Genomic DNA, 21,714 nt, shown 5'->3' on the forward strand with positions numbered 1-21,714 from the left:
CCCTGAGATGTCGCTAAGGCCGTAGTTCAATTAAGGATTTTCTCTGTATGACCGGTGCGTTTTCCCTGAGCCAGCGAGTTAATGCTCTTCGCTCTCGCCGGTTCAGCGGTTTTGATAAATCAGTCACCGGTGGGCAGCTTTCCTCCCCCGTACAGTTATTGACAGAACTCCAAGAGGCGGCAAAACCATCCTGAAGATCAGCGGCGCGTTTCGGCACAATTTTCCACTGTTTCAGCCGGGTTAAGATGGGCGTCCCCGCGCCAACGATGGCATCGTACACCCCACGGATGGAGACTATCTCCTCGCCATACTGGTTAAGCGCATCGCGCGCTTCATACAGCGTGCGCACCTGTAAATCGTCACGGCGCACGAATGGCCCGCCCTGCGCATTGACATAACCCGCCCAGTCACCGGCGTCAGCGGCATCCTGGACGGCGGCAAATTCCACGCTCAGGCCACGCGCCGCGGTGGTATCAACCAGACGGCGCAACTCGCGATAGACCGTCACCGGCGCGCCGCCGATAAACTGAAACTGACGGATATGCCAGCGCGCCGCCCATGCTGAAACCGCAATCGCGCTCTTTTTCAGCAGTTCACCGCTTTCATCATCGATTTCCCCCTCAAGCGCATAGCCATCGATATTTTTGGAAATGTATTTCGCAACATAACCGGTGGCGCTCCCCTTCTCCGGGTCAATCGCTTCAGCGTGAAAACGGGCTTTTCGGGCTTTCTCGCTTTTCAATTCGTCGCGGTCTTCCTCCCATGCATAATCGCAAATAATGCGGCGCACACGCCGGGCATCTTCAGGCAGCATAAACATCAGCATATGCCAGTGAGGAGTTGCGTCGTGATGCGGTTCGGCAACGCGGATACCAAAAATACGAATGCCTTCACGATGCAGCTTCGCCCGGATGCGAGCCCACAGGCTGGTAAGATAACGTTGCGTGTCCGAGGGGCTGGAGCCGTTCCATTTGCTGTTACGGTAGCCCACGTTAGTTGTTGCGTGATATTTCGACGGTGCGGTTAAGGTGTAAAACTCGCCGATATAACCAAGTTCATTACAGATATTTTCAAAGCCACGAATGCGGGTCATCAGTTCACAGCGGCGGATCGCAGGATTCGCGACCGAGCCGTCGTATTTATCAATCAGGCTGATACGGTTCCCCTCTTCGTCTTCAAGCTCCAGGCCTTTGAGAAACTCGCGCGTGCGGCGCTTCTGTTCGCGCCAGTCGGCAACGCATTTTTTACTCGCGTAGGCCTGTTTTATCTTGCTGACGTTGCCAATGGCAATTTGCAAGTGTTCGCGCCAGGCCGCAGCAATACGCCGCAGACGGCCACGCCACCAGAGCTCATTAAACATACGCATCACCGCCGGAGCTATCTCATCCCCGGAGGCAAACTTCTTCGTCACCCGCTCCCAGTGTGGTGGGGTCACGTTGAATTGCAGGGAAATATGACCGGCGCGCACGTACAAACTGTACAGCGTTTTAAGTTCGGCCTCGCTGTCAGCAATAGTCGCCAGTTCACCACGAATGAAATTCGCGATATCCGCGGCCAGCAGGTCAATATCGGCGCGCGACATATCCGGGAGCCGGTTATATCGGGCAACCATATTGACCATGCGTGATGCCAGATATTGCAGCAGTTGAGTATCGAAATGCCCGCCAAATACCGCGGCGGAAACATCGCGACTGATACCGGCGCACTGATATTTTTCGGCAACCCGTTCCAGGCGCGGTAAAGCCTTCCGGCAAAAGCGAATCAAAAAGGCATTGGCCCGCAGACTGCCCTGATGTTGCTCCAGCGCATCCACGGTGTGATAAACCTCATGCCGCACACATGCGGGCTGAAGAGAAAGCATTTTTCTCGCGCGCAGCAACGCCGCGAACAGTCGGTCGCGGCGTTGCTGTTGCCCATGAGTCAGATAGGGGCTGGCGATAGCCGGGTGAGGGGCATTCCACGGATAAGCGAACGAATCAGCCAATTCAGAACCTCCGAAAATGCTTTGATTTTTGTTCTGCGATTTGCTGGCACGCGACACAAAAAACCACGCCGGGAATGGCGATACGGCGAGCCTCCGGAATGGGGGCATCGCATTCCTCGCAGATAAAACAAGAGGGTGCAGCAATACGCCTGCGCGCATTGCTGATATACCGCTCGCGATCTTCCTGCTCGCGCTGTTGCGCTAAATCCATCACGTCAGCCATTAGTGCAACTCCAGCGATTCATTGCGAAAGCGAACCGCTTCGCGAAGCAGAAGCGATGCGGCGTCTTTACCGTTCATCTCCTCCTGAGTGATATAGGTCGCCAGCGCCTCAAGACGAATTGAAACCGCAAGCGCGCGCGCCTGGCGTTCTTCATTTTTCGCGGCCCTAAGCAGTTGTTCGAACAGATAGCTATCCGTTTTAGAAATAAAGGGATGGATATTTCGCATAATTGATACTCCTGATTTCAGGCAATAGGGTGCCCGGCGGGTTTACGCCATTAATTTGCTGTGTGGGTTAAACAGGCATGGTTAGCCGTTTGGGAAATAAGCTCACGACTGCGCGAAAATGGTTCATCGCGGAAATCAGCGCTTTTTTCTCATCAGTAGTCAGTTCACTTAATTCACTTTCGTGGCGAGTTGCCGGTATTTTTGCCAGAAAAAAAATAGCGGCCATTGCCCGGCGATTCTCTTCAAAATGGGGGTCGCGTTTATCGCGCATCTCCGCGACAAATTGCACAACCTCCTGCCACCCGTCCCCCCAGTGTCTGGCGCGAAGTTCAGCGACATGATTAAGACCCGCAAAACGTTCACTCGCCGTTAAAGGAACCGTTGTTGTTGCAGCTTCGATAGCCATGATCCCTCCCGAAGTTATGTTCTGAAATCCAGAATACAGTCAATAAAACTCACAAAAAGTGAACTTCGCGTCTATCACCCGTTGAAAACAGGAGGACAACAACGCTTCACGCAACAGCCCTGCTTTCCCATGAGCGCAGACAATTCGAATCCGGCCATCGGCTCTCTGCCATCCCTTGCGGAGAATGCGGGATTCAGTTGGCACACACGGGTGAACGCCCGTTGCCCGGCGGTATGTGGTAGGTTCAAAACACCTTCGGGCTGTACCAACGGCTGTGGTGGAACGCCGGAGGCAGGCACTTTGATGATTGCGATTTCAGAAGCCATGTTGCATGATTCCCCATTGACTAAAGATAACAATTAATAGCCGTCTGTTTGACAACGTCAGCCATTAATCGCCTAGGTATAGGCTTAAAATAACTCCCAAAATGGAGTTTGTAAATAGGTTAAAGCTAAATGAGAATTGAAGATCTTGGATTAAACAACGAAGATGTCCTGGACAGGATTTGCGAAGCCTATGGTTTTTCGCAGAAAATTCAACTGGCCAGGCACTTCGAGATTGCCTCAAGCTCTCTTGCCAACAGGTACAGCCGCGATTCCATTTCTTATGATTTTATTGTGCATTGTGCTCTGGAAACGGGAGCCAGCCTCGCATGGTTACTGACAGGAAAAGGGGCGATCGCTGCCGGAGGCACGAATACTGATACCCAAAATGTGGAGAAATTCACATTAAGTGAAGAATCTTTGGTGCGCGATGGTGATTTGAGCATTGCGGGTAAGTTCTTTAGCAAACCGCTGACTAACCCGATTGCCGTCTGTGGCGATGGAAAACTCTATTTCATCGAGAAAGAGGCCTCCCTTGCCGACGGAGAGTGGCTTGTCGATATCGAAGGCGCAATCAGCATTCGGGAACTCACGAAGTTACCCGGCAGAAAACTTCATGTTGCGGGCGGCAAGGTGCCGTTCGAGTGCGGCATTGATGATATCAAAGCGCTGGGGCGCGTAGTGGGTGTATTCAGCGAGGTTAACTGATCGCGGTGCGTACCAGGGGCAGCGCCTCGACGCTGACTAAACCCGGCCACAAACAACAAGGGCCCACGTAGTAACGCAGGCCCTTCGCTTTTAAGCGGAGTCAGTGGCGGCGAGTCTTACGCCAGATCTTTGAGTTGTTCCTGCATATAGGATGAAAAGAACTCAGGGTTTTTAATCACAACACGTTCGTCGGAGGCGATCTTTTGCGCCCAGCCGACCACTTTTTTGGTAAATTCCGGGTTCCATCCCTCTGACGTTCCTCGCGCAGTAATCTCTTCTGCACTCACCTGTACACCGATTTCTTTCAGATACTTAAAGATACCCTTCGCTGTGCTTTCATCCATAGAGTGCGGTACCGGTACGGTGGTATCCATAGCGTTGATGAAATCCAGGGCTTTAGCGATGACTGTTGGCATGTTCTCATCCTTAAATTAACCACGTGATTAACAAGACTATAAGACCTCAAATGGCTCACGATATCAAAGGGATTCTTGAACCTTTCATACGAAACCTCGTACAGGTCACTTCTTCGGGCTTCCTTATCCTCAGTCGTCCTCATCGGGAGTGTAGCGGGAAATCGCCGTTTTGCCATTTTGATCGGCGTAAGCCCACCTCAGCGTATAATATATTATATATTTAAACTTATTTATTCACGATTAATAAAACATCCACAGGATTATTCCTATAAATTAACCACACAAATTAAATATCCCTGACCTTATTAATCAACACGTATAAATAATTATTTTAAATTGGCACAAAACTTTTCCTTACCCTAAAGTTTACTTAAGTCCAACCGAGATAATTCCCCTTCACTTTTGAAAAGAATAAGAAACCTGTAGAGGATAGGAATATGAAACCATCAAACCTGCTGCGCTTCATTCTTCCCTGCATTGCTTTTTCCGTTATTCCAGCAGCAAATGCCGCCACGGCGACAGGCACCTTTCAGGTTCTTATTACTATTTTAAAATCCTGCAGCGTTACCGCCGGAGCTTCTTCGAATATCAATCTGGGTTCAGTCGACGCCAGCGCAGTCAACACCACCGGTAACAGTACGATTGCCGTTAACTGTTCCAAAACTACGCCATACTTTATCGGCCTGGCTCCCTCTGCGGCCAACGGTGGCGGTACGGGAGGTGCAGGGGCGATGTCATCTATCGCCAACGCCGCAACTAACACCGATAAAGTCCCCTACCAGCTCAACCAAACTTCCGCTACTGGCCCGGTGTGGGGTAACACCGCCACGACCACAACGGTGGGTAATGGCGTGGCAGGCACTGGCACAGGCGTGGCGCAAAACTACACCGTCTATGCCACGGCTGCGAGCGCAAACTTCACGCCTGATAGCTATGCCGACACGGTAACAGTTAACGTTAACTATTGATTAAACGGAATTTTATGAGAATAAAGCCATTTTTAAGGCGCGCCGTTTGGCTCTGCCTGTCGGGGATCTGTGTTTCAACAAATATGGCTCTGGCCAGTGGATTGCAGGTTTCCCCTGTATCTTTGACCCTGAAGGATAAAAACGCGGACGGCATCTGGCTGAGCAATGAGGGGGACAATGAAATAAACGCTCAGGTTCGGGTTTTCCAATGGAGCCAAAGCAATTTCAAAGACAACCTTACCGCCTCTCGCGATCTGGTGATAAGCCCGCCGATGTTAACCCTACGCCCCGGGCAGCGTCAGTTGATTCGCGTGATCCGTTTAGGCAACCCGACAAACAGTGTCGAGGAGTCTTATCGGTTATCCGTGAATGAATTACCGCAAGCGACCCCAAAGGCCAATAAATTAGAATTTGTTTTACATTATTCGCTTCCCATTTTTATTCAACCCAAAAATAGTGTCCCTCCGGAAGCAAAATTAAGCTGGGGTGTTAAACGTGTTGGAAATGATAATTTCCTTGAGGTTAGCAATCAGGGGAATAGCCATGCGCAACTCTCTGGTGTGACCTACATCAATAAACAAGGTGCCAGACGGGAAATAACCCCCGGCCTGCTTGGCTACGTTCTTCCGGGCTCCACCATGCGCTGGATATTAGCGCCGACGACCACCCGCATCGACGCGGGGGGAAAACTCGAAGTCATGATCAATGGCCAAAAAGCGGTGCACGATCTATAGCCGACAACGCCTGCTGGCAAACGTCATTTTGCTTAGTGCAACATGTTTATCGGGCGCCGCAGTCGCAAACAACAATGACACTGACCCATCACGGGATACTCCGATGAATGATAACGCTCTGCATGAAGGTATCGATCTCTACCTTGATGTCACCGTGAACGGAAACCCTAAAGGGCTGGTGCATTTTCGTTATACAGATAGCAAGCTCTTTGCCAGCCCCGCCACGCTGCATCAGTTGGGCATTCCCCGAAACCAGGAGAGCGCGCTCAACGATATCCCACAATTAAACGTAGATTACGATATTCAGCAGCAAACGCTGACGCTTACGGCACCGCTCAGTGCGCTCGCTCTCGATACAACCAAGCTGGGAAGGGAGGATGCAGAGCATCCGCAGGCCAGCGTTTCACGCGGGCTGCTTTTAAATTACGATATCTATGCCGCGCAGGGTGATAAAGCATGGCTGAATACCTGGAGCGAACTGCGCGCATTTAATTCCGCAGGCGTGCTCAGTTCCACCCAGCTTAGCCAGAACAGCACCGATAACCGTGAGGGCTATCAAAGCAACGGCTTTACGCGCCTGGATACAAGCTGGCGATCTTCGTTTCCCGATAAAATGTTGTACCTATCGCTGGGCGATACCCTGACCAGCGCACTACCCTGGTCGCGCTCCACGCGCATCGCTGGCCTGCAAATCGGCACCGATTTCAGCCTGCAACCCTATCAACCAACCACACCACTCCCGGCTTTTTTTGGTTCCGCCACGCTACCTTCCAGCGTCGAACTGTACGTAAACGGCGTGCGAAACTACAACGGCAACGTCCCCGCTGGCAATTTCGAAATTAATACCCTGCCGAATATCAACGGCGCAGGTAACGCACAGGTGATGATGACCGATGCGCTGGGCCGCACGACCGTGCAAAATTTCTCATTTTATAATGACCAATCTCTGCTGCGAAAAGGGCTAACCGAGTGGTCGGTCGAACTTGGTGTGGTGCGGGAAAACTACGGGTATACCTCCTTTGACTACGCCAGCAAGCCCGCGCTAAGTGCCACCTGGCGTCACGGTGTGAGTAACACGTTTACCAGCGCCGCGCACGGTGAGGCCAGCGATAGCCTGATTAATGGCGGCCTCAGCAATGACTGGGTTCCCGGCTCCCGTAGTGGGACGCTTTCCGCCGCCCTCGCCTTCAGTAACGAAGAGGGAAACAGCGGCGCGCTTTACAGCCTGGGCTATCGCTGGTCGAACGATATTTTCAGCTTTAATACCTCAACAACCGTCACCCACGGCGATTATCGCGACATCGCGACTGGCTATGGTCAGCCGCCGCCGGAACTGAACAGCAATACGGTCGTCGGTTATAACGCACAGTCATTCGGCAATTTCAGCGTCGGCTACTTGCAGTTTCGCTATCCACACGACAGTAACCTGCGCTATGTGAACGCTAACTGGTCGAAAGCGCTGACGGAAAAAGCCTGGCTTAACCTCGGGCTGAATCAAAACCTCGACGACCACCAGGACAGCAGCGTTTACCTGATGCTGACCCTGTCGCTGGAGAGCAACCGTACCGTTAGCAGCACCGTTCAGCGCACCAACAATGAAACCGGCTACATGATGAACGCCAGCCAGATGCTACCTTCTGAAGGCGGATGGGGCTGGAATATCGCCGCCAGTCACCTGGCCTCTGAGACCAGCGGCCAGGGTGAAATTGGCTATCAGGGACGCTACGGGAAAGTCTATTCCGGTTTTAATCGCGTGCCCGATGACCACTACGCCTACGCCGGGGCGACTGGTTCGCTGGTGATGATGGGCGGCGGGCTGTTTGCCGCACGCGAAATCAATAATGGCTTTGCCGTGGTATCGACCAATGGCGTGCCGAATGTGCCAATCAGCCTGGAAAATAATGTCGTCGGCACCAGCGGGGATGACGGATTGCTGCTGGTGACTCAACTTAATAGTTATCAAAACAATATGATAGGTATTGATACGCTGAACCTTCCCGCCAATACACGCGTCGATCGCGTTAATGCCGCGGCCGTTCCCGCCGATCGCTCAGGCACCTTAGTTGAATTTAATATCACCGCAACGCATCCGGCGCTGATCGTGTTGGTGGATCCTCAAGGCCACGCGCTGCCGGAAGGCAGCCAGGCGACCCTCAACCCCAATCAAAAGCGTCACGATACCGTGATGGTGGGTTTTGATGGTATGGCCTATTTCGAGACGGTATCGCCGCACAACACACTGGAGGTCTCGCACCCCGGTGGCACATGCGCCGTGCAGTTCGATTATCCGCGCCAGGCCGAAGGCATCCCGCAAATTGGCCCACTGGTTTGTCGTTAATAAAAGGAGCAGGAACGTGCGCTTGATTCATCTGGCTTTACTGTTCGGATTACTGCTCTGCCCGCTGGCAGGTAAAGCGGTGGTGTGCACCGTTTCCGGCGTACAAAACATCAGTTTCGGCAACGTAAATCCGCTGGCAACCTCCGATACCAACACCAGTATGACCTTCAACTACAGTTGCACCAAAGAGCTCGCCGATGTGCTGGCTGGCGTAACTATCTGCTTTAACATTGGCGCCTCGGCAGTCAGCGGCCAGGTGATCCCCCGTCGAATGTCCTTCGCAGGCCCGCCTGCCGGCACGCTGGATTACCAGCTTTATCAGAATCCGGCCTATACCACGGTGTGGGGGAGCCAGTACCAGAGCGGCACCACCGTTCCGGCTATTCAGCTCAATTTATTAAACCTGACGCCAGTGACAGGAAGCGTGACGGTCTACGCCAAAGTTCCGGCCAGACAAACCAGTGCCATCCCCGGCAATCACCAGGATACTTACACCGCTGCAACCGCCAGCATGACCATGAACGTCGGTCTGCTGGCGCCGCCGACCAACTGCGGCACCATGCAGGGGCCAACCTTCCCGTTTACCGTCACTGCCGCGGTCACAAAATTCTGTAACGTTACCACGGCGAGCAATATCAACCTGGGCAGCGTCCCTGCCACCCAAACCAATATCAACGCCAGCAACAGCATCGGTGTGGCCTGTACCAGCAATACGCCCTATACCATTGGCCTCGCCCCCTCCAACAACAGCAGTACCGGCAGCGGCGTGATGAAATCCAGTACCGGTAATGCCAGCAACAGCGATCGGGTGCCTTATCAGCTCCGTACCGCTGCCGGAACCAGCGGCGCGCCGTGGGGAAATACAACGGGCACGAATACGGTCGCCGGGACGGGGAACGGTCAGGCTGCCACCTATACCGTCTGGGCCACCGTCCCGAGCGCCAACTATACGCCAGACACCTATGCCGATACGGTGACGATCAACGTCACCTACTGAAAACCAGCCCACCACAGTCGCGCGCGCATTCCCCAGCCGCTTGTCCAGCCGGTGGTGATATTCACCACCCGGCCCCGGGAGATCACCACCAGCGTGGGCGTCACACTGACCTGCCAGCGCGTGGAGATCTCACCGCGTGGGTCGTTCACTACCGGCATAGTCAGATGCTTTTTTGCCATCCATTGCGCCAGTTGGCGATCGTCGCCAGAACGCAGCGCAACGCTCAATACCTTCGCTCCTTCCTGTGAAAGTTGCTCCACCGCAGGCGTGGTGTAGCGGCAAACGCCACACCAGGTCGCCCAAACGTACAGCAGGACAGGTTGTTCTTCACTCATTTCAGCAAGCGAGTGCCTCTCACCGTCCAGCGTTTGCAGGGCGATCCCGGAGAGATCGCCCGGAAGGTCAGGCTTGCGCAGTTGATCCATGCCCCACATCAGCGCTATCGCAATCAGTATCAGGACGACCAGATCCTTCAGCCAGCGGCGCAGCCTACTGCGCATTCACTTTCGCAAGCTGTTCTTTCACCAGCGCCTCCAGGTCGTTATAGGCAATCGCCCCCGCTACCATTTGATCGCCGACGATCGTCGCAGGCGTCCCCTGAATCCCTAACACCTGCGAGAGGATCAGATTCATGTTTACGCTCTCCCGGCTTTGCTCATCCATTTTGATCTCCGCCGTTTGCGTTTTCTGCTGCGCACTCAGAATGGAAGCGTCATCGTGAGTGCCCTTTTTCGCCATCAGCCGCTGATGCAGCGCCCAGAATTGATCAGGTTGTTGACGCCAGGTGGTTAACGCCACGCGCGCGGAGGTCATTGAACTTTCACCGCGAAATGGCAGCAGCTTGACGACGAGCTGCACCTGCGGATAGTCATGAACAATTTTCTCCAGCATCGGGTCGAACTGTTTGCAGTATGGGCAGTTGTAATCGGTAAAATTCACGATAATCAGCGCGGGTTTGCTGGCTCCCTGACGCGGGCTGGCCGGGTCGTTGAAAATCATTTCGGTGAGCTGCGCCTGCGCATCATTGTCGCCCTCCTGCGCCAGGCTGAATGTTGAGACACAGAGTAATAAAAGCAGAGTAAAAATTCGCATCACTGTTTTCCTTTGGCACCGGACAAGGCATTGAGTACCGCTTCGCGGCTGAGCAGAGGAGGTAAAATGTTTCCCTGCGGCTGGCCCGGGCCATAAATTTGATTAAAGGGGATGGCCGCACTCTGGCGACGATTCAGAAACTGGCTAATGGTGGTGGAAGGGCGGCTCCAGTCGCCGCGCAGCGCTACGACGTCCGGCGCGGTTAACGCCTGTTGCACATCCTCGCGCAGCAGCACATTGTATTTGTTGGCTTTACAGGTAACGCACCAGTCGGCAGTGACGTCGACAAACACCCGCTTGCCGTCGCCCAACGCCGTCTGAATCGCTTCCTCGCTGAGAGGCTGCCAGGCGATGCTATCACGCACGGGAGACGCCGATTGCGGCAGCCAGAAGAGTGCCGCCGCAGTCATCAGCATTAGCCCGGCCGCGCCCAGCCCCACACGCCAGCGATAACGCAAGGCCAGCGCAATACACAGCGCCAGCGCCAGTACGCCACCGATCCCCCAGGTGAATGTCTCCCCCAAATGCACATTCAGTAGCGTCAGCAGCCACAGAGCGGAACCCAGCATCATGATCCCCAGTACCATCCGCACGAGGTTCATCCAGCGCCCCGGCCTCGGCAGACGCAGCGCCAGCCCCGGCCAGACGGCCACCAGCAGCCATGGCAGACTCATGCCTAACCCCATCGCCAGGAAGATCCCCCACAGTTCCGGCAACGGCGCGACCAGCGCCACCGACACCGCGGTTCCGAGGAACGGCGCGGTGCAGGGGGTTGCCAGCAGCGTGGCAAACGCCCCCTGCCAGAAATGCCCCATCAGCCCGTTACCGCCGCGGGTCGCGAGGAAGGTGGCGGTATTTGAGGAGAGGCGAATTTCGAAGAGCCCCAGCAGGCTGGCGCTGAACAGCACCATCACCATCGCCGCGATAAACCACGGGTTCTGGAACTGGATACCCCACCCCAGCGCCTGGTTACTCAGGCGCAGTGCGGTCATCATCAATGCCAGCGCCAGAAACGACGCGATAATCCCCGCCACCGACGCCAGAAACTGCCGTCGTACCGCGCCGCGTTCGGCGCGTTCCCCCTGCAATACCGACCCCAGCTTCATCGCCAGCACGGGCAATACGCAGGGCATAATGTTGAGGATAAGCCCGCCCAGCAGTGCCATCGGCAGCACCAGCCATAATGAAAAGCCCGCCGACGGGAGTGCGCTTGCCCGCCCAATAAGGCGTTCGCTTTCCTGCGCCAGCCCATTGTCTGCCAGTACCAGTGAGAGCGTTTTGCCCTGTAGATCCGGCGCAGCATCCCCCCACTCATCCGTTACTGGCACGACGGCGGTGAGCGTATCGCCCTTCACCTGAATCGTCGGTTTGGCAAAACTCACCCCATCAAGGTTGTCGAGATAGAGCGCAGGCGACTGCCAGCCCTCCTGACGCAGAGCCGTCACCACCACCTTCCCCGGCGCATAATCCGCCTGCAACGATGTGGTGAGCCCGTTTTCACGCGGCAGGGTGCCCATCGCGCGGATGAAGTCATAATCGACATTTTTTTCCGCCGGGGCGCTCAGGTCGAGCGAGAAGGGGTAGTCCGTAAGAATGCAGACATTGCTACAGGTTGAAAGCGTCAGCACCCCCGCGAGCGTCGGGGTTTTCACCTCGTGCAGGGTGATAGGAAAACTCACCCTGTCGTGATAGCCCTGAGTAGAAATCCCTGCCACATCAAATCGTTGTGGAACTGGCCAGCGCCAGACAACCGACTGGGGCGACGCCCAGGCAATCGTCGGCGCAATACCGCCTTCGCCCGGCGAACGCCAGTAGGTTTTCCAGCCCTTCTCCAGTTGAACGTCGAGCAGCAGGCGCGTGTCGCCACCCGCAACAGTTTGCGTGCGCAGCCGCACGCTGGCGTGGTCGTTATCGGCGGCGCGCAGCCAGCCGCTGTCCGCCGCCCAGCTTGCGGGCAGCCACAGACAAACCAGGCAGAGCAGAAGCTGCCTGAAATAAGTAAGCATTTGTTTTCTCCGTAAATAATAAATTAACCTGGATAACGCAGGCTAAAAATCACTCACGGAAGACGCATAATCGTAGATGTACCCGCAATCGGGGCGAGGAGATAACGCGGGGAGGCCAGACGCGCTGATAGAAAACAGGCAACGCCGCCAGGATCGCCAGCAGCAACGCAACGGCAAAGAGTGCGCCTTCGAACAGCACCGGCGGCGAGGCCAGCAGCGATTTAGCACTCAGTTCGCAGGGGGTGACCGGCGCATCGCTGTCCAGTTGTTCGGTCTGACTCACGGTGACAACACTCATCGTCAGGGCGTGCAGGCTCGCCATGCGCTGCGCGGTGCAAACCAGCACCACCAGACATGCAAGGGCTACCAGTAATATCGCCTTTCGCTGCCGATGAATCATCATAACCTCGTATTAATTCGAGGTTAATCTTAACGGACGAATATGGTTTGGCAATCTTAAAGCTGTAAAGAAGTGTCTGGAAGGCAAAACGCCCGGCCTGAGCCGGGCGGAAGAATCAGTTATTCACGGGGATAACCGCCCCTTTATATTTGGTGCGGATCCACTCCTGAATCTCTTTAGAGTGCAGCACATTCACCAGCGCGACGATATCTTTTTTCTTCTCGTCACCGCGATGCACGGTGATGATATTGGCATACGGGTTATTTTCACCGCTCTCAACCGCAATCGGGTCGTGAACCGGGTCGAGACCCGCGTCAATGGCGTAGTTGGCGTTAATCACCACCGCCGCGCCTTCATCGTTGTTGTACATCTGCGGCAGGAGAGACGCTTCAACGTTCGGCAGGAACTTCAGCTTTTTCGGGTTCTCCACGATATCGCTGATGCGCGCAGTCACTTTATCGACGCCCGGCTTCAGCTTAATCACCCCCTCTTTCTCAAAAATGGAGAGAATACGCCCCTCTTCAGAGACCGCATCGCGCATGATGATTTTGCCGCCCTCCGGCAGATCCTTCAGCGATTTATATTTTTTGGAATAGATGCCAATCGGCTCAATATGGATAGCGCCGGCACTCACGAAATCGTAATCCTTGTCGCCCGCATGATCTTTGAGCACGCTGTTCAGATACGGAATGTGCTGGAAGTAGTTCGCATCGATATCACGACCCGCCAGCGCGGTATTCGGCAGGATGTAGTCCTGGAACGGTTTGATCTCAAGATCGATCCCCTGCTTTGCCAGAATCGGCTTCGCCTGCTCAAGAATTTCCGCATGCGGCGTGTTAGACGCGCCAACGGTCAGGGTATCCGCCCAGGCGGCGAAGCTCAGGGCGCTCAGGGTAGCGGCGGCGATAAGCGTGAGTGTCTTTTTCATGATGATGGTTCCTGTGTGTTATTAGCGTTTATCTAACAGAGAAGTCAGGACGTCGCCGCAAAACTGGATGACGAAAACGATGATTAAAATAGTCACCGTCGCGACCAGCGTGACGTCATTGTGGTTGCGCTGGAATCCTTCCAGATAAGCCAGATTCCCTAAACCACCTGCGCCGATCACCCCCGCCATTGCGCTGTAGCTCACCAGCGCAATCAACGTGACGGTAATACCGGAAACCAGCGCCGGGGAAGATTCGGGCAGCAGGACGCGAAAAATCAGCGTCGACAGACGTGCGCCCATAGAACGGGTTGCCTCAATCACCCCTTTATCCACTTCACGCAGGGCAATTTCGACCAACCGCGCATAGAACGGCGCCGCACCAACAATCAGCGCTGGCAGCGCCGCGTTCGCGCCGAGAATGGTGCCGACAATCGTTTTGGTAAACGGGATCAGCAACACAATCAAAATAATGAACGGGATGGAACGGAAAACGTTCACCACCACTGAAATGACGCTGTAGAGCGGGCGGTTATAAAAGAGGCCGCCTTTGGCGGTCAAAAAAAGCGCCAGCCCGAGCGCGATGCCGAGGACAAATGTCGCCACGCCGGAAAGCGCGGTCATGTAAAGCGTCTCCTGCGTTGCCGCCCACAGCGCGTCCCATTTCAGATGCGGTAAGAATTGCTCAGCCATGCTTTACTACCTCGCTGTCAATGCCGGTTTCCTGCAAATCTGCGAGGATATTGTTCAGTTGTTCGGGATTCGCCACCACATGCAGCCAAAGCTGACCAAACGCGCCGTGCGCCGTTTGGGTCATTTTGCCGTGCAGAATGTTGAACGGCAGGCCGTAGCGCAGCGTCAGTTCGCCCACCACCGGACGATGGGTGGTCTGGCCGGTAAAGGTCAGTTTGATAATGCTGCCCGTCAGGCCATCGGTCAGCTCAGGGTTAAACGCCTCTTCTTCGACGTACTGGCTAACCTGACGCACAAACTGCCGGGTAATCGGTTTTTGCGGATGGGTGAAGACCTCCAGCACATCGCCCTCTTCGACCACTTTGCCCTCTTCCATCACCGCCACACGGTCGCAGATTTTGCGTACCACATGCATTTCGTGGGTAATAAGAACGATGGTTAAACGGAAGCGGCGGTTGATATCCAGCAGCAGGTCGAGAATTTGATCGGTGGTTTGTGGATCGAGCGCCGAAGTCGCTTCATCACATAGCAATACATCCGGATTATTGGCCAGCGCACGGGCGATGCCCACGCGCTGTTTCTGGCCGCCGCTCAACTGCGAGGGATACGCATTTTCGCGCCCCTTCAGGCCGACCAGTTCCACCAGTTCCGTCACGCGAGCGCGAATTTTGGCTTTTGGTACACCGGCAATTTGCATTGAAAAGGCGATGTTTTCGCTGACCGTGCGTGACCAAAGCAGATTGAAGTGCTGGAATACCATGCTGATCTTCAGACGCGCCTGACGCAGAGCTTCCCCTTTCGCGGCGGAAATATCCTGCCCGTTCACGATCACGCTGCCCGAAGACGGCTTTTCCAGCCCGTTCAGCAGGCGAATCAGGGTGCTTTTTCCCGCGCCACTGTAGCCGATAATGCCGTAGATCTGCCCCTGTTCAATGTTCAGGTTGACGTTATCGACCGCCGTGATTGCCCCTTTTCCCGGGCTAAAAATCTTTGAAATATTCCTGAGTACTATCATTCGTCTGCCAAATAGCGGTTTAGAAGTATGGACGTCCAGACGATATCGGGTTCGGGTGACGGATAGCAAACAACAAAAAAGAATGTGTTATTACGAGAGGTTATAAGCGAGTCGCCGCACCGGGCGGTGCAGTGAAATTATTTTCTGCAAACCATAGTCAGAATTTTGCTAAAGAAACCAGGCCGGGTGGGGTATTAAACCCGTGCAGGTCGGGCAGGCGCAGCGCCCGCCCGACAAAACCAGCGCGTTTACTTCTTATGCCAGTACGCCTGGCTACGCACCAACTGCTGATCAATGGCATCAGTTTCAAAACGGCTAACCAGCGATTTCGCCACCGCGCCTTCGCCAGTAACCCAGATAAAATAGTCTTCTTCCGGGACGGCAAGCGTCGTCAGCTTATCGGCGACAGCCTGCTCGCGGTGCCCGATAACCCACTGGATATCAAAATCACTGAAATCCGCCAGATAGTCCTGATATGCCTCATCGGCAATCGTCACAATCGCCTTAACCTGCGGGCGCATCGGCAACTGACGCAGGCTCTCCAGACGGCGACGCAGCGCCGGCATTCCGGATTCATCGCAAACATAAAGCTGCCAGGCGTAATCTTCCGGAACCACCAGCGAACCACGCGGCCCGCCGATTGTCAGCGTATCGCCAACGCGGGCATTCATCGCCCAGTTGCTCGCCACGCCGCCTTCATGAATAAAGAAATCAAAGGCCAGCTCGTGCCGCCCGGCATGATAGAGCGGCGTATAGTCACGCGACTGCGGGCGCACACCATCCGGCCAGACGATCCCTTCATCGGTCATCGTGGGAGGCGAAAGACGCTCGCCCGCCTGTGGAAAGAACAGTTTGGTGTGATCGTCAAAACCGCGTGAGGAGAAGCCTTCCAGCGCCTCACCGCCCAGCACTATCCGCTGGAAGCCTGCGCCGATGCGCTCCACGCGTAACACGGTCAATTCGCGAAAACGCAATTCGTTGCGCACGCGCTGCGGATACTTTTTCTCTTTCGTCATGGTGTGATCGCCTTCGTGAAAAACAGATATATCTAAATTTTATGCAAATGATAATGATTGCCAATTAGACAGAAAGCAAGCTTTTTTTAAGATATAATTTCCCTGGCACACAAAAAACCACAACAGATAAATTATTCTTTATATTTCATGTAAATAATAAAAAATTACTTTATCACCTTGCTAAAAACTGAAGTTTAGATATAGATTAGATATATCTAAAAAACAGCAAGGTATTAATGATGAGACACTTACCCTTATTTGGCCGCGAAGGCCGCCATGACCATGGTGAAGGACGCCACGGCGGTGGCTGTGGCGGCGGGCGTCGCCAGCGTTTCTTCGGCCACGGCGAACTGCGCCTGGTGGTGCTGGATATTCTCTCGCGCAACGCCAGCCACGGTTACGAACTGATCAAAGAGATCGAAAATCTGACCCAGGGCAACTACAGCCCAAGCCCGGGCGTTATCTACCCTACGCTGGATCTGTTACAGGATCAGGGGTTGATCACTATTCATGAAGAAGATGGCGGCCGCAAAAAAATCGCGATCACCGCAGAGGGCGCTAACGTACTGACAGAAAACAAAGATGTGCTGGATCAGGTGCAGGCGAAGCTGAAACTCCGCATGGTTGGTCACGAGCTGCGTAAAGATCCGCAGATGAAACGCGCTCTGGAAAACTTTAAAGCCGTACTGAACCTGAAAGTGAACCAGAGCGAAATTAGCGAGGCGCAGCTTAAGAAAATTGTCGGCGTCATCGACCGCGCGGCGCTGGAGATTTCACAGCTCGATTAATGCAGTACCGTAACCGCGTCCTGAAGTCGACCAGCGCGATGTTTCACCATCGCCGACACATGGGCGCTTTCCGCCACCAGCCCGGCATTTTTCTGGGTGATCGCATCCAGTTCCGCCACCGCGCGGGTGATGTCAGACAACCCGTTAGCCTGTTCTGAAGTCGACTGACTAATCTGCGCGATAAGCTGCGTCACATTCTGCACCTGCGTCAGAATATCGTTCATCACGCGACCCGCCGCATGCACCTGTTCGGCTCCGGACTGCACCTTGCTGGCGCTGGCTTCGATAAGCTTACGAATGTCATTCGCCGCACTGGCGCTACGACTCGCCAGTTGACGAACTTCACCCGCTACCACCGCAAATCCTTTACCCTGATCGCCCGCCCGCGCCGCTTCTACTGCGGCGTTAAGCGCCAGAATGTTTGTCTGAAAAGCGATGTCATTAATTAATGTGGTGATGGAACCAATGCGTTGCGTGCTGTCGGCAATATCATCCATCGTGTTCACCACCCTTTGCATCGCCTGCCCCCCCTCTTCCGCTGCGCTGCTGGCAGCGATTGAGAGCTTATCGGCCGCCGCCGCCGTCTGTGAATTGCTTTGCACGGATGCGGTCATCTCGTTCATCGTCGCCACCGTCTGCTGCACGTTCACGACCGTCTGACGGGTACGCTCGTTAAGATCCTCATTCCCCTTCGCTAACGTATCGCTTCCCTGACTTACGCTGGAGACCTGGCTTGCCACATCATTTTTCAACCAGCGGCAGATAAGCCCCAGTTGCCCTACGGAGCGTAGAATAAGCCCCAGTTCATCACCGCGATTCAGGTGTTTCACACTGTTGCGCCCACCGGTCGCAACGCTAAGCGCCTGACGCGCGACATTCTCTATCGGCCTGACAATCTGTCCTTCAAAAAGTGCGGTGCCAATCAGCATCAACAGCGCCGCAGCGGCAAACGCCGCCCACGACGCATGTGTGGCATACAGCGCCCCGGAGAGTACCAACAAAATAGACATCATCACGGCACGTACACGCCAGCGCAGCGGCACTGCGGATAACTTTCCCCACCAGCGCTTACTGACAACCATCCCTTTATAGAGACGCTTGTTACTCTTCCCCTCTTTCAGCGCCCGATAGAGCGGTTCGGTATTGGCGATCTCTTCCGGCGTCGCCTGGGTGCGAATCGACATATAGCCCGTAATTTCGCCCTGCCGCACCATCGGAATGGCGTTAGCTCGCACCCAGTAGTGGTCGCCATTTTTACGCCGATTTTTGACAATCGCACTCCAGGGCTCCCCCTGTTTGAGGGTGAACCACATATCAGCAAAGGCCGCTTTAGGTATATCCGGATGGCGTACCAGGTTATGAGGCTGGCCGCTGATCTCCTCCAGGCTGTAGCCACTTACCTGAATAAAGGCATCATTCACATGAGTGACAAAACTTTTGAGATCGGATGTCGACATGAGTGTTGTGTGTTCATCCAGTGCAAATTCGCGCTGACTGATATAGGGCTGAGAAGACATGCAGGTATCCTTGCCGGTATTAAGGCTTATTAGGGTTAAAGGTATGTCGGCGCTAATTGAGGGAGCTTTACTCATTAATCTCGATTCAGCTCCCATTTCCAGAGGATATATTCTCCCCTGCCCTCATATGGCGCACGATCCGCCCCTTTTTCGCCCCTCCTGCCCCATAATGGCGAAACGAGATATGTGCTTCTCCTTCGCCCACGCGGCTGCCGGACGATTAAATATTGTCCATTTGCGGTTCTCCCTGGTGTTTATCCCGATTTTTAGCGCCCACACCGAAGTGGCGTAATCCCTGCAATACTTAATTCAGTATCGTGTGATACGTGACCCCCGGGAGCCTATTTTGAACAGATTACCTTCCAGCGCATCGGCGTTAGCCTGCAGCGCACACGCACTGAATCTCATTGAAAAGCGAGAGCTTTCCCATGAGGAGATGAAATCACTCAACCAGGAGGTCAGAGAATACTTTAAAGAGCATGTAAACCCGGGGTTTCTGGAGTATCGAAAGTCTGTTACCGCCGGCGGGGATTACGGAGCCGTAGAGTGGCAAGCGGGGAGCCTGAATACGCTTGTCGACACCCAGGGACAGGAGTTTATTGATTGCCTGGGTGGCTTTGGCATTTTCAACGTGGGGCACCGTAATCCAGTTGTTGTTTCCGCCGTACAGAATCAGCTTGTCAAACAACCGCTTCACAGCCAGGAGCTGCTCGACCCACTGCGGGCGATGCTGGCCAAAACGCTGGCAGCGCTGGCGCCGGGTAAACTGAAGTACAGTTTCTTCAGCAACAGCGGCACCGAGTCGGTGGAAGCGGCACTGAAGCTCGCAAAAGCGTATCAATCGCCACGCGGTAAATTCACCTTTATCGCTACCAGCGGGGCGTTTCACGGTAAATCGCTCGGCGCGCTCTCGGCCACGGCGAAATCCACCTTCCGCAAGCCGTTTATGCCGCTGCTGCCGGGCTTCCGCCATGTGCCGTTTGGCAACATCGACGCCATGCGTCTGGCGCTATCTGAATGCCAGAAAACCGGCGACGACGTGGCGGCGGTGATCCTGGAGCCTATCCAGGGTGAAGGCGGCGTGATCCTGCCGCCGCCGGGGTATCTGCCTGCGGTGCGTAAGCTGTGCGATGAGTTTGGCGCGTTGCTGATCTTCGATGAAGTACAAACCGGGATGGGGCGCACAGGCAAAATGTTTGCCTGCGAGCACGAAAACGTTCGGCCGGACATTCTCTGCCTGGCGAAAGCGCTCGGCGGCGGCGTCATGCCGATTGGCGCGACCATCGCCACCGAAGAGGTTTTCTCGGTGCTGTTCGATAACCCGTTCCTGCACACCACCACCTTTGGCGGCAACCCGCTGGCCTGTGCAGCCGCGCTGGCGACTATCAACGTCTTGTTGACGGAGAACCTCCCGGCGCAGGCGGAGCAGAAAGGCGACATACTGCTGGATGGCTTCCGTCGTCTGGCGCGCGAATACCCAGATCTGGTACGTGAAGCGCGCGGAAAAGGCATGCTGATGGCGATTGAGTTTGTTGATAACGAAATCGGCTACAGTTTCGCAAGCGAGATGTTCCGCCAACGCGTGCTGGTTGCCGGGACGCTTAACAATGCCAAAACCATCCGCATTGAGCCGCCGCTAACGCTCACCGTTGAACAGTGTGAACTGGTGCTGAAGGCGGCCCAAAAGGCGCTGGCGTCGCTGCGGGTTGTTCAGCAGGTGGCAACCGAGCAATAACCACCCGCTTTTACCCGGCGATCGTTTTCGCCGGGTAAATTTTACTAAAATAAAAGTAAACCCCATCTCCTGATTTGCCGAAAATTTCACCTTCTGTTTTAGGGCGCATCGTGTAAAGCCGTAGTCATTTACTGAAAACAGATGCATGAATCGGTGCATCCTTTACAATGGACAGGCGCAACAGGCAACAGCAAACAGGGAAAATAATGGCGACGCTAAAAGACATAGCCACAGAAGCCGGTGTATCGCTGGCAACCGTATCACGGGTATTAAATGACGATGCGACGCTGAATGTAAAAGAAGAGACCCGACTGCGCATTCTTGAGATCGCAGAAAAACTGGAATACAAAAGCAGTAGCGCCCGCAAAGCACAGACCAGCGCGGAAAACCATCATCATCTGCTCGCCCTCTACAGTTACCCGCAAGAACTGGAAATTAACGACCCCTACTATCTGGCTATTCGCCACGGCATTGAGACACAGTGCGATAAGCTGGGTATCGAACTCACCAACAGCTATCTCCACAGCTACCAGGCGGAACTCAAAAAAGTGACCGGGGTGCTGATCGTAGGCAAACCGTCGCCTGCGCTGCGCGAGGTCGCTAAGGCGCTGACGGACAATATCTGCTTTATCGATTTCCACGAGCAGGAGAGCGAATTTGATGCCGTTGATGTCGATCTGGCGCGCATCTCAAAACAGATTATCGACTGTTTTATTTCCCAGGGCGCGACGCGGATAGGCTATATCGGCGGTGAAGATGAGCCCGGAAAAGCGGATATTCGTGAGTCCGTTTTCGTAGAATATGGCAGGCTTAAAGGGGTCGTTTCCACAACTGATATCTGGCGCGGCGCGTTCTCAAGCGCCTCCGGCTATGCGCTGGCGAAAAAGATGCTGGCGCGCGGCGACTACCCCGAAGCGCTGTTTGTTGCCTCCGACTCCATCGCCATCGGCGTTCTGCGCGCCATTCATGAGCACGGGCTGGCAATACCGCAGGATATCGCCCTTATCAGCGTCAACGATATTCCGACGGCACGCTTTACCTTCCCGCCGCTCTCGACGGTGCGCATTCATTCCGAAATGATGGGCAGCCAGGGCGTCAACCTGCTGGTCGAGAAAGCGCGTGATGGGCGTGCGCTCCCACTGCAAGTCTTTGTGCCCAGCAAACTGAAATTACGCGGAACCACCCGCTAAGCCCCCTCCCTCG

22 protein-coding genes are annotated in these 21,714 nt (G+C 54.7%); 8 read left to right on the top strand and 14 right to left on the bottom strand.

What is annotated here, in order from left to right; all coding sequences use genetic code 11:
* Positions 1–13 precede the first annotated feature (13 nt).
* The 4 genes from VSR74_RS10570 to VSR74_RS10585 form a co-directional block, all read right to left on the bottom strand.
* Positions 14–1,984: a replication endonuclease gene (locus VSR74_RS10570; RefSeq protein ID WP_347794696.1), complete on the bottom strand. Its 1,971-nt coding sequence runs from the start codon at positions 1,982–1,984 to the stop codon at positions 14–16.
* 1 nt (position 1,985) lies between these two features.
* A complete protein-coding gene (locus VSR74_RS10575) occupies positions 1,986–2,207 on the bottom strand; it encodes a TraR/DksA family transcriptional regulator (protein WP_347794697.1) in 222 nt (73 codons plus the stop codon).
* A complete protein-coding gene (locus VSR74_RS10580; protein ID WP_347794698.1) occupies positions 2,207–2,434 on the bottom strand; it encodes a DUF2732 family protein in 228 nt (75 codons plus the stop codon). The genes VSR74_RS10575 and VSR74_RS10580 overlap by 1 nt, the downstream gene beginning before the upstream one ends.
* Positions 2,435–2,501: 67 nt before the next feature.
* Positions 2,502–2,840: a DUF5347 domain-containing protein gene (locus VSR74_RS10585; RefSeq protein ID WP_347794699.1), complete on the bottom strand. Its 339-nt coding sequence runs from the start codon at positions 2,838–2,840 to the stop codon at positions 2,502–2,504.
* 455 nt (positions 2,841–3,295) lie between these two features.
* Here VSR74_RS10585 and VSR74_RS10590 point away from each other — a divergent pair, with 455 nt between their 5' ends.
* On the top strand, positions 3,296–3,871 hold the full coding sequence (locus VSR74_RS10590) for a phage repressor protein CI (RefSeq protein ID WP_347794700.1): 576 nt from the start codon (positions 3,296–3,298) through the stop codon (positions 3,869–3,871).
* Positions 3,872–3,987: 116 nt separating this feature from the next.
* On the opposite strand, the gene VSR74_RS10595 is transcribed toward VSR74_RS10590, so the two are convergent.
* Positions 3,988–4,287: a DUF1889 family protein gene (locus VSR74_RS10595; RefSeq protein WP_347794701.1), complete on the bottom strand. Its 300-nt coding sequence runs from the start codon at positions 4,285–4,287 to the stop codon at positions 3,988–3,990.
* 437 nt (positions 4,288–4,724) lie between these two features.
* Here VSR74_RS10595 and VSR74_RS10600 point away from each other — a divergent pair, with 437 nt between their 5' ends.
* From VSR74_RS10600 to VSR74_RS10615, 4 genes are all read left to right on the top strand, one after another.
* Positions 4,725–5,255, top strand: a complete 531-nt coding sequence (locus VSR74_RS10600; RefSeq protein WP_347794702.1) for a Csu type fimbrial protein — start codon at positions 4,725–4,727, stop codon at positions 5,253–5,255.
* 14 nt (positions 5,256–5,269) lie between these two features.
* Positions 5,270–5,989 carry a fimbrial biogenesis chaperone gene (locus VSR74_RS10605; RefSeq protein ID WP_347794703.1) on the top strand — a complete coding sequence of 240 codons (720 nt, stop codon included), beginning with the start codon at positions 5,270–5,272 and terminating at the stop codon, positions 5,987–5,989.
* Positions 5,990–6,092: 103 nt separating this feature from the next.
* Entirely contained in the window at positions 6,093–8,327 is a 2,235-nt protein-coding gene (locus VSR74_RS10610) for a fimbria/pilus outer membrane usher protein (protein ID WP_347794704.1), read from the top strand.
* A gap of 16 nt (positions 8,328–8,343) precedes the next feature.
* Positions 8,344–9,324 (top strand): Csu type fimbrial protein, encoded by a 981-nt coding sequence (locus VSR74_RS10615; RefSeq protein WP_347794705.1) that lies wholly within the window; start codon positions 8,344–8,346, stop codon positions 9,322–9,324.
* Here the strand turns inward: VSR74_RS10615 and VSR74_RS10620 are convergent.
* From VSR74_RS10620 to VSR74_RS10655, 8 genes are all read right to left on the bottom strand, one after another.
* Positions 9,318–9,824: a protein disulfide oxidoreductase gene (locus VSR74_RS10620; RefSeq protein WP_347794706.1), complete on the bottom strand. Its 507-nt coding sequence runs from the start codon at positions 9,822–9,824 to the stop codon at positions 9,318–9,320. The two genes, VSR74_RS10615 and VSR74_RS10620, sit on opposite strands and share 7 nt — an antisense overlap.
* A complete protein-coding gene (locus tag VSR74_RS10625) occupies positions 9,814–10,416 on the bottom strand; it encodes a DsbA family protein (protein WP_347794707.1) in 603 nt (200 codons plus the stop codon). Before VSR74_RS10625 ends, VSR74_RS10620 begins: the two co-directional genes overlap by 11 nt.
* On the bottom strand, positions 10,416–12,422 hold the full coding sequence (locus VSR74_RS10630; protein WP_347794708.1) for a protein-disulfide reductase DsbD family protein: 2,007 nt from the start codon (positions 12,420–12,422) through the stop codon (positions 10,416–10,418). Before VSR74_RS10630 ends, VSR74_RS10625 begins: the two co-directional genes overlap by 1 nt.
* 49 nt (positions 12,423–12,471) lie before the next feature.
* The gene (locus VSR74_RS10635) at positions 12,472–12,822 is read right to left on the bottom strand and encodes a copper resistance protein (protein ID WP_347794874.1); all 351 of its coding nucleotides are present in this window, start codon (positions 12,820–12,822) and stop codon (positions 12,472–12,474) included.
* A 115-nt stretch (positions 12,823–12,937) separates the two neighbouring features.
* Positions 12,938–13,750, bottom strand: coding sequence for a MetQ/NlpA family ABC transporter substrate-binding protein (locus VSR74_RS10640; protein ID WP_347794709.1), 813 nt, complete (start codon positions 13,748–13,750; stop codon positions 12,938–12,940).
* Positions 13,751–13,771: 21 nt separating this feature from the next.
* Positions 13,772–14,440: a methionine ABC transporter permease gene (locus VSR74_RS10645; RefSeq protein ID WP_347794710.1), complete on the bottom strand. Its 669-nt coding sequence runs from the start codon at positions 14,438–14,440 to the stop codon at positions 13,772–13,774.
* Positions 14,433–15,455 carry a methionine ABC transporter ATP-binding protein gene (locus VSR74_RS10650; protein WP_347794711.1) on the bottom strand — a complete coding sequence of 341 codons (1,023 nt, stop codon included), beginning with the start codon at positions 15,453–15,455 and terminating at the stop codon, positions 14,433–14,435. The genes VSR74_RS10645 and VSR74_RS10650 overlap by 8 nt, the downstream gene beginning before the upstream one ends.
* 248 nt (positions 15,456–15,703) lie before the next feature.
* Positions 15,704–16,471: a siderophore-interacting protein gene (locus tag VSR74_RS10655; protein ID WP_347794712.1), complete on the bottom strand. Its 768-nt coding sequence runs from the start codon at positions 16,469–16,471 to the stop codon at positions 15,704–15,706.
* 239 nt (positions 16,472–16,710) lie between these two features.
* Here VSR74_RS10655 and VSR74_RS10660 point away from each other — a divergent pair, with 239 nt between their 5' ends.
* Complete coding sequence (locus VSR74_RS10660) at positions 16,711–17,259, top strand: PadR family transcriptional regulator (protein WP_411914253.1); 549 nt, start codon at positions 16,711–16,713, stop codon at positions 17,257–17,259.
* On the opposite strand, the gene VSR74_RS10665 is transcribed toward VSR74_RS10660, so the two are convergent.
* On the bottom strand, positions 17,256–18,776 hold the full coding sequence (locus tag VSR74_RS10665; protein ID WP_347794714.1) for a methyl-accepting chemotaxis protein: 1,521 nt from the start codon (positions 18,774–18,776) through the stop codon (positions 17,256–17,258). The two genes, VSR74_RS10660 and VSR74_RS10665, sit on opposite strands and share 4 nt — an antisense overlap.
* A 346-nt stretch (positions 18,777–19,122) precedes the next feature.
* Between VSR74_RS10665 and ygjG the strand changes: the two genes are divergently transcribed.
* A complete protein-coding gene (gene ygjG / locus VSR74_RS10670) occupies positions 19,123–20,511 on the top strand; it encodes a putrescine aminotransferase (RefSeq protein WP_347794715.1) in 1,389 nt (462 codons plus the stop codon).
* 206 nt (positions 20,512–20,717) lie between these two features.
* Positions 20,718–21,701, top strand: coding sequence for a transcriptional regulator EbgR (ebgR, locus tag VSR74_RS10675; RefSeq protein ID WP_347794716.1), 984 nt, complete (start codon positions 20,718–20,720; stop codon positions 21,699–21,701).
* The last annotated feature ends 13 nt before the right edge of the window (positions 21,702–21,714 follow it).

It is taken from the genome of Pseudocitrobacter cyperus, from assembly GCF_039889165.1.
Lineage (GTDB): Bacteria > Pseudomonadota > Gammaproteobacteria > Enterobacterales > Enterobacteriaceae > Pseudocitrobacter > Pseudocitrobacter cyperus.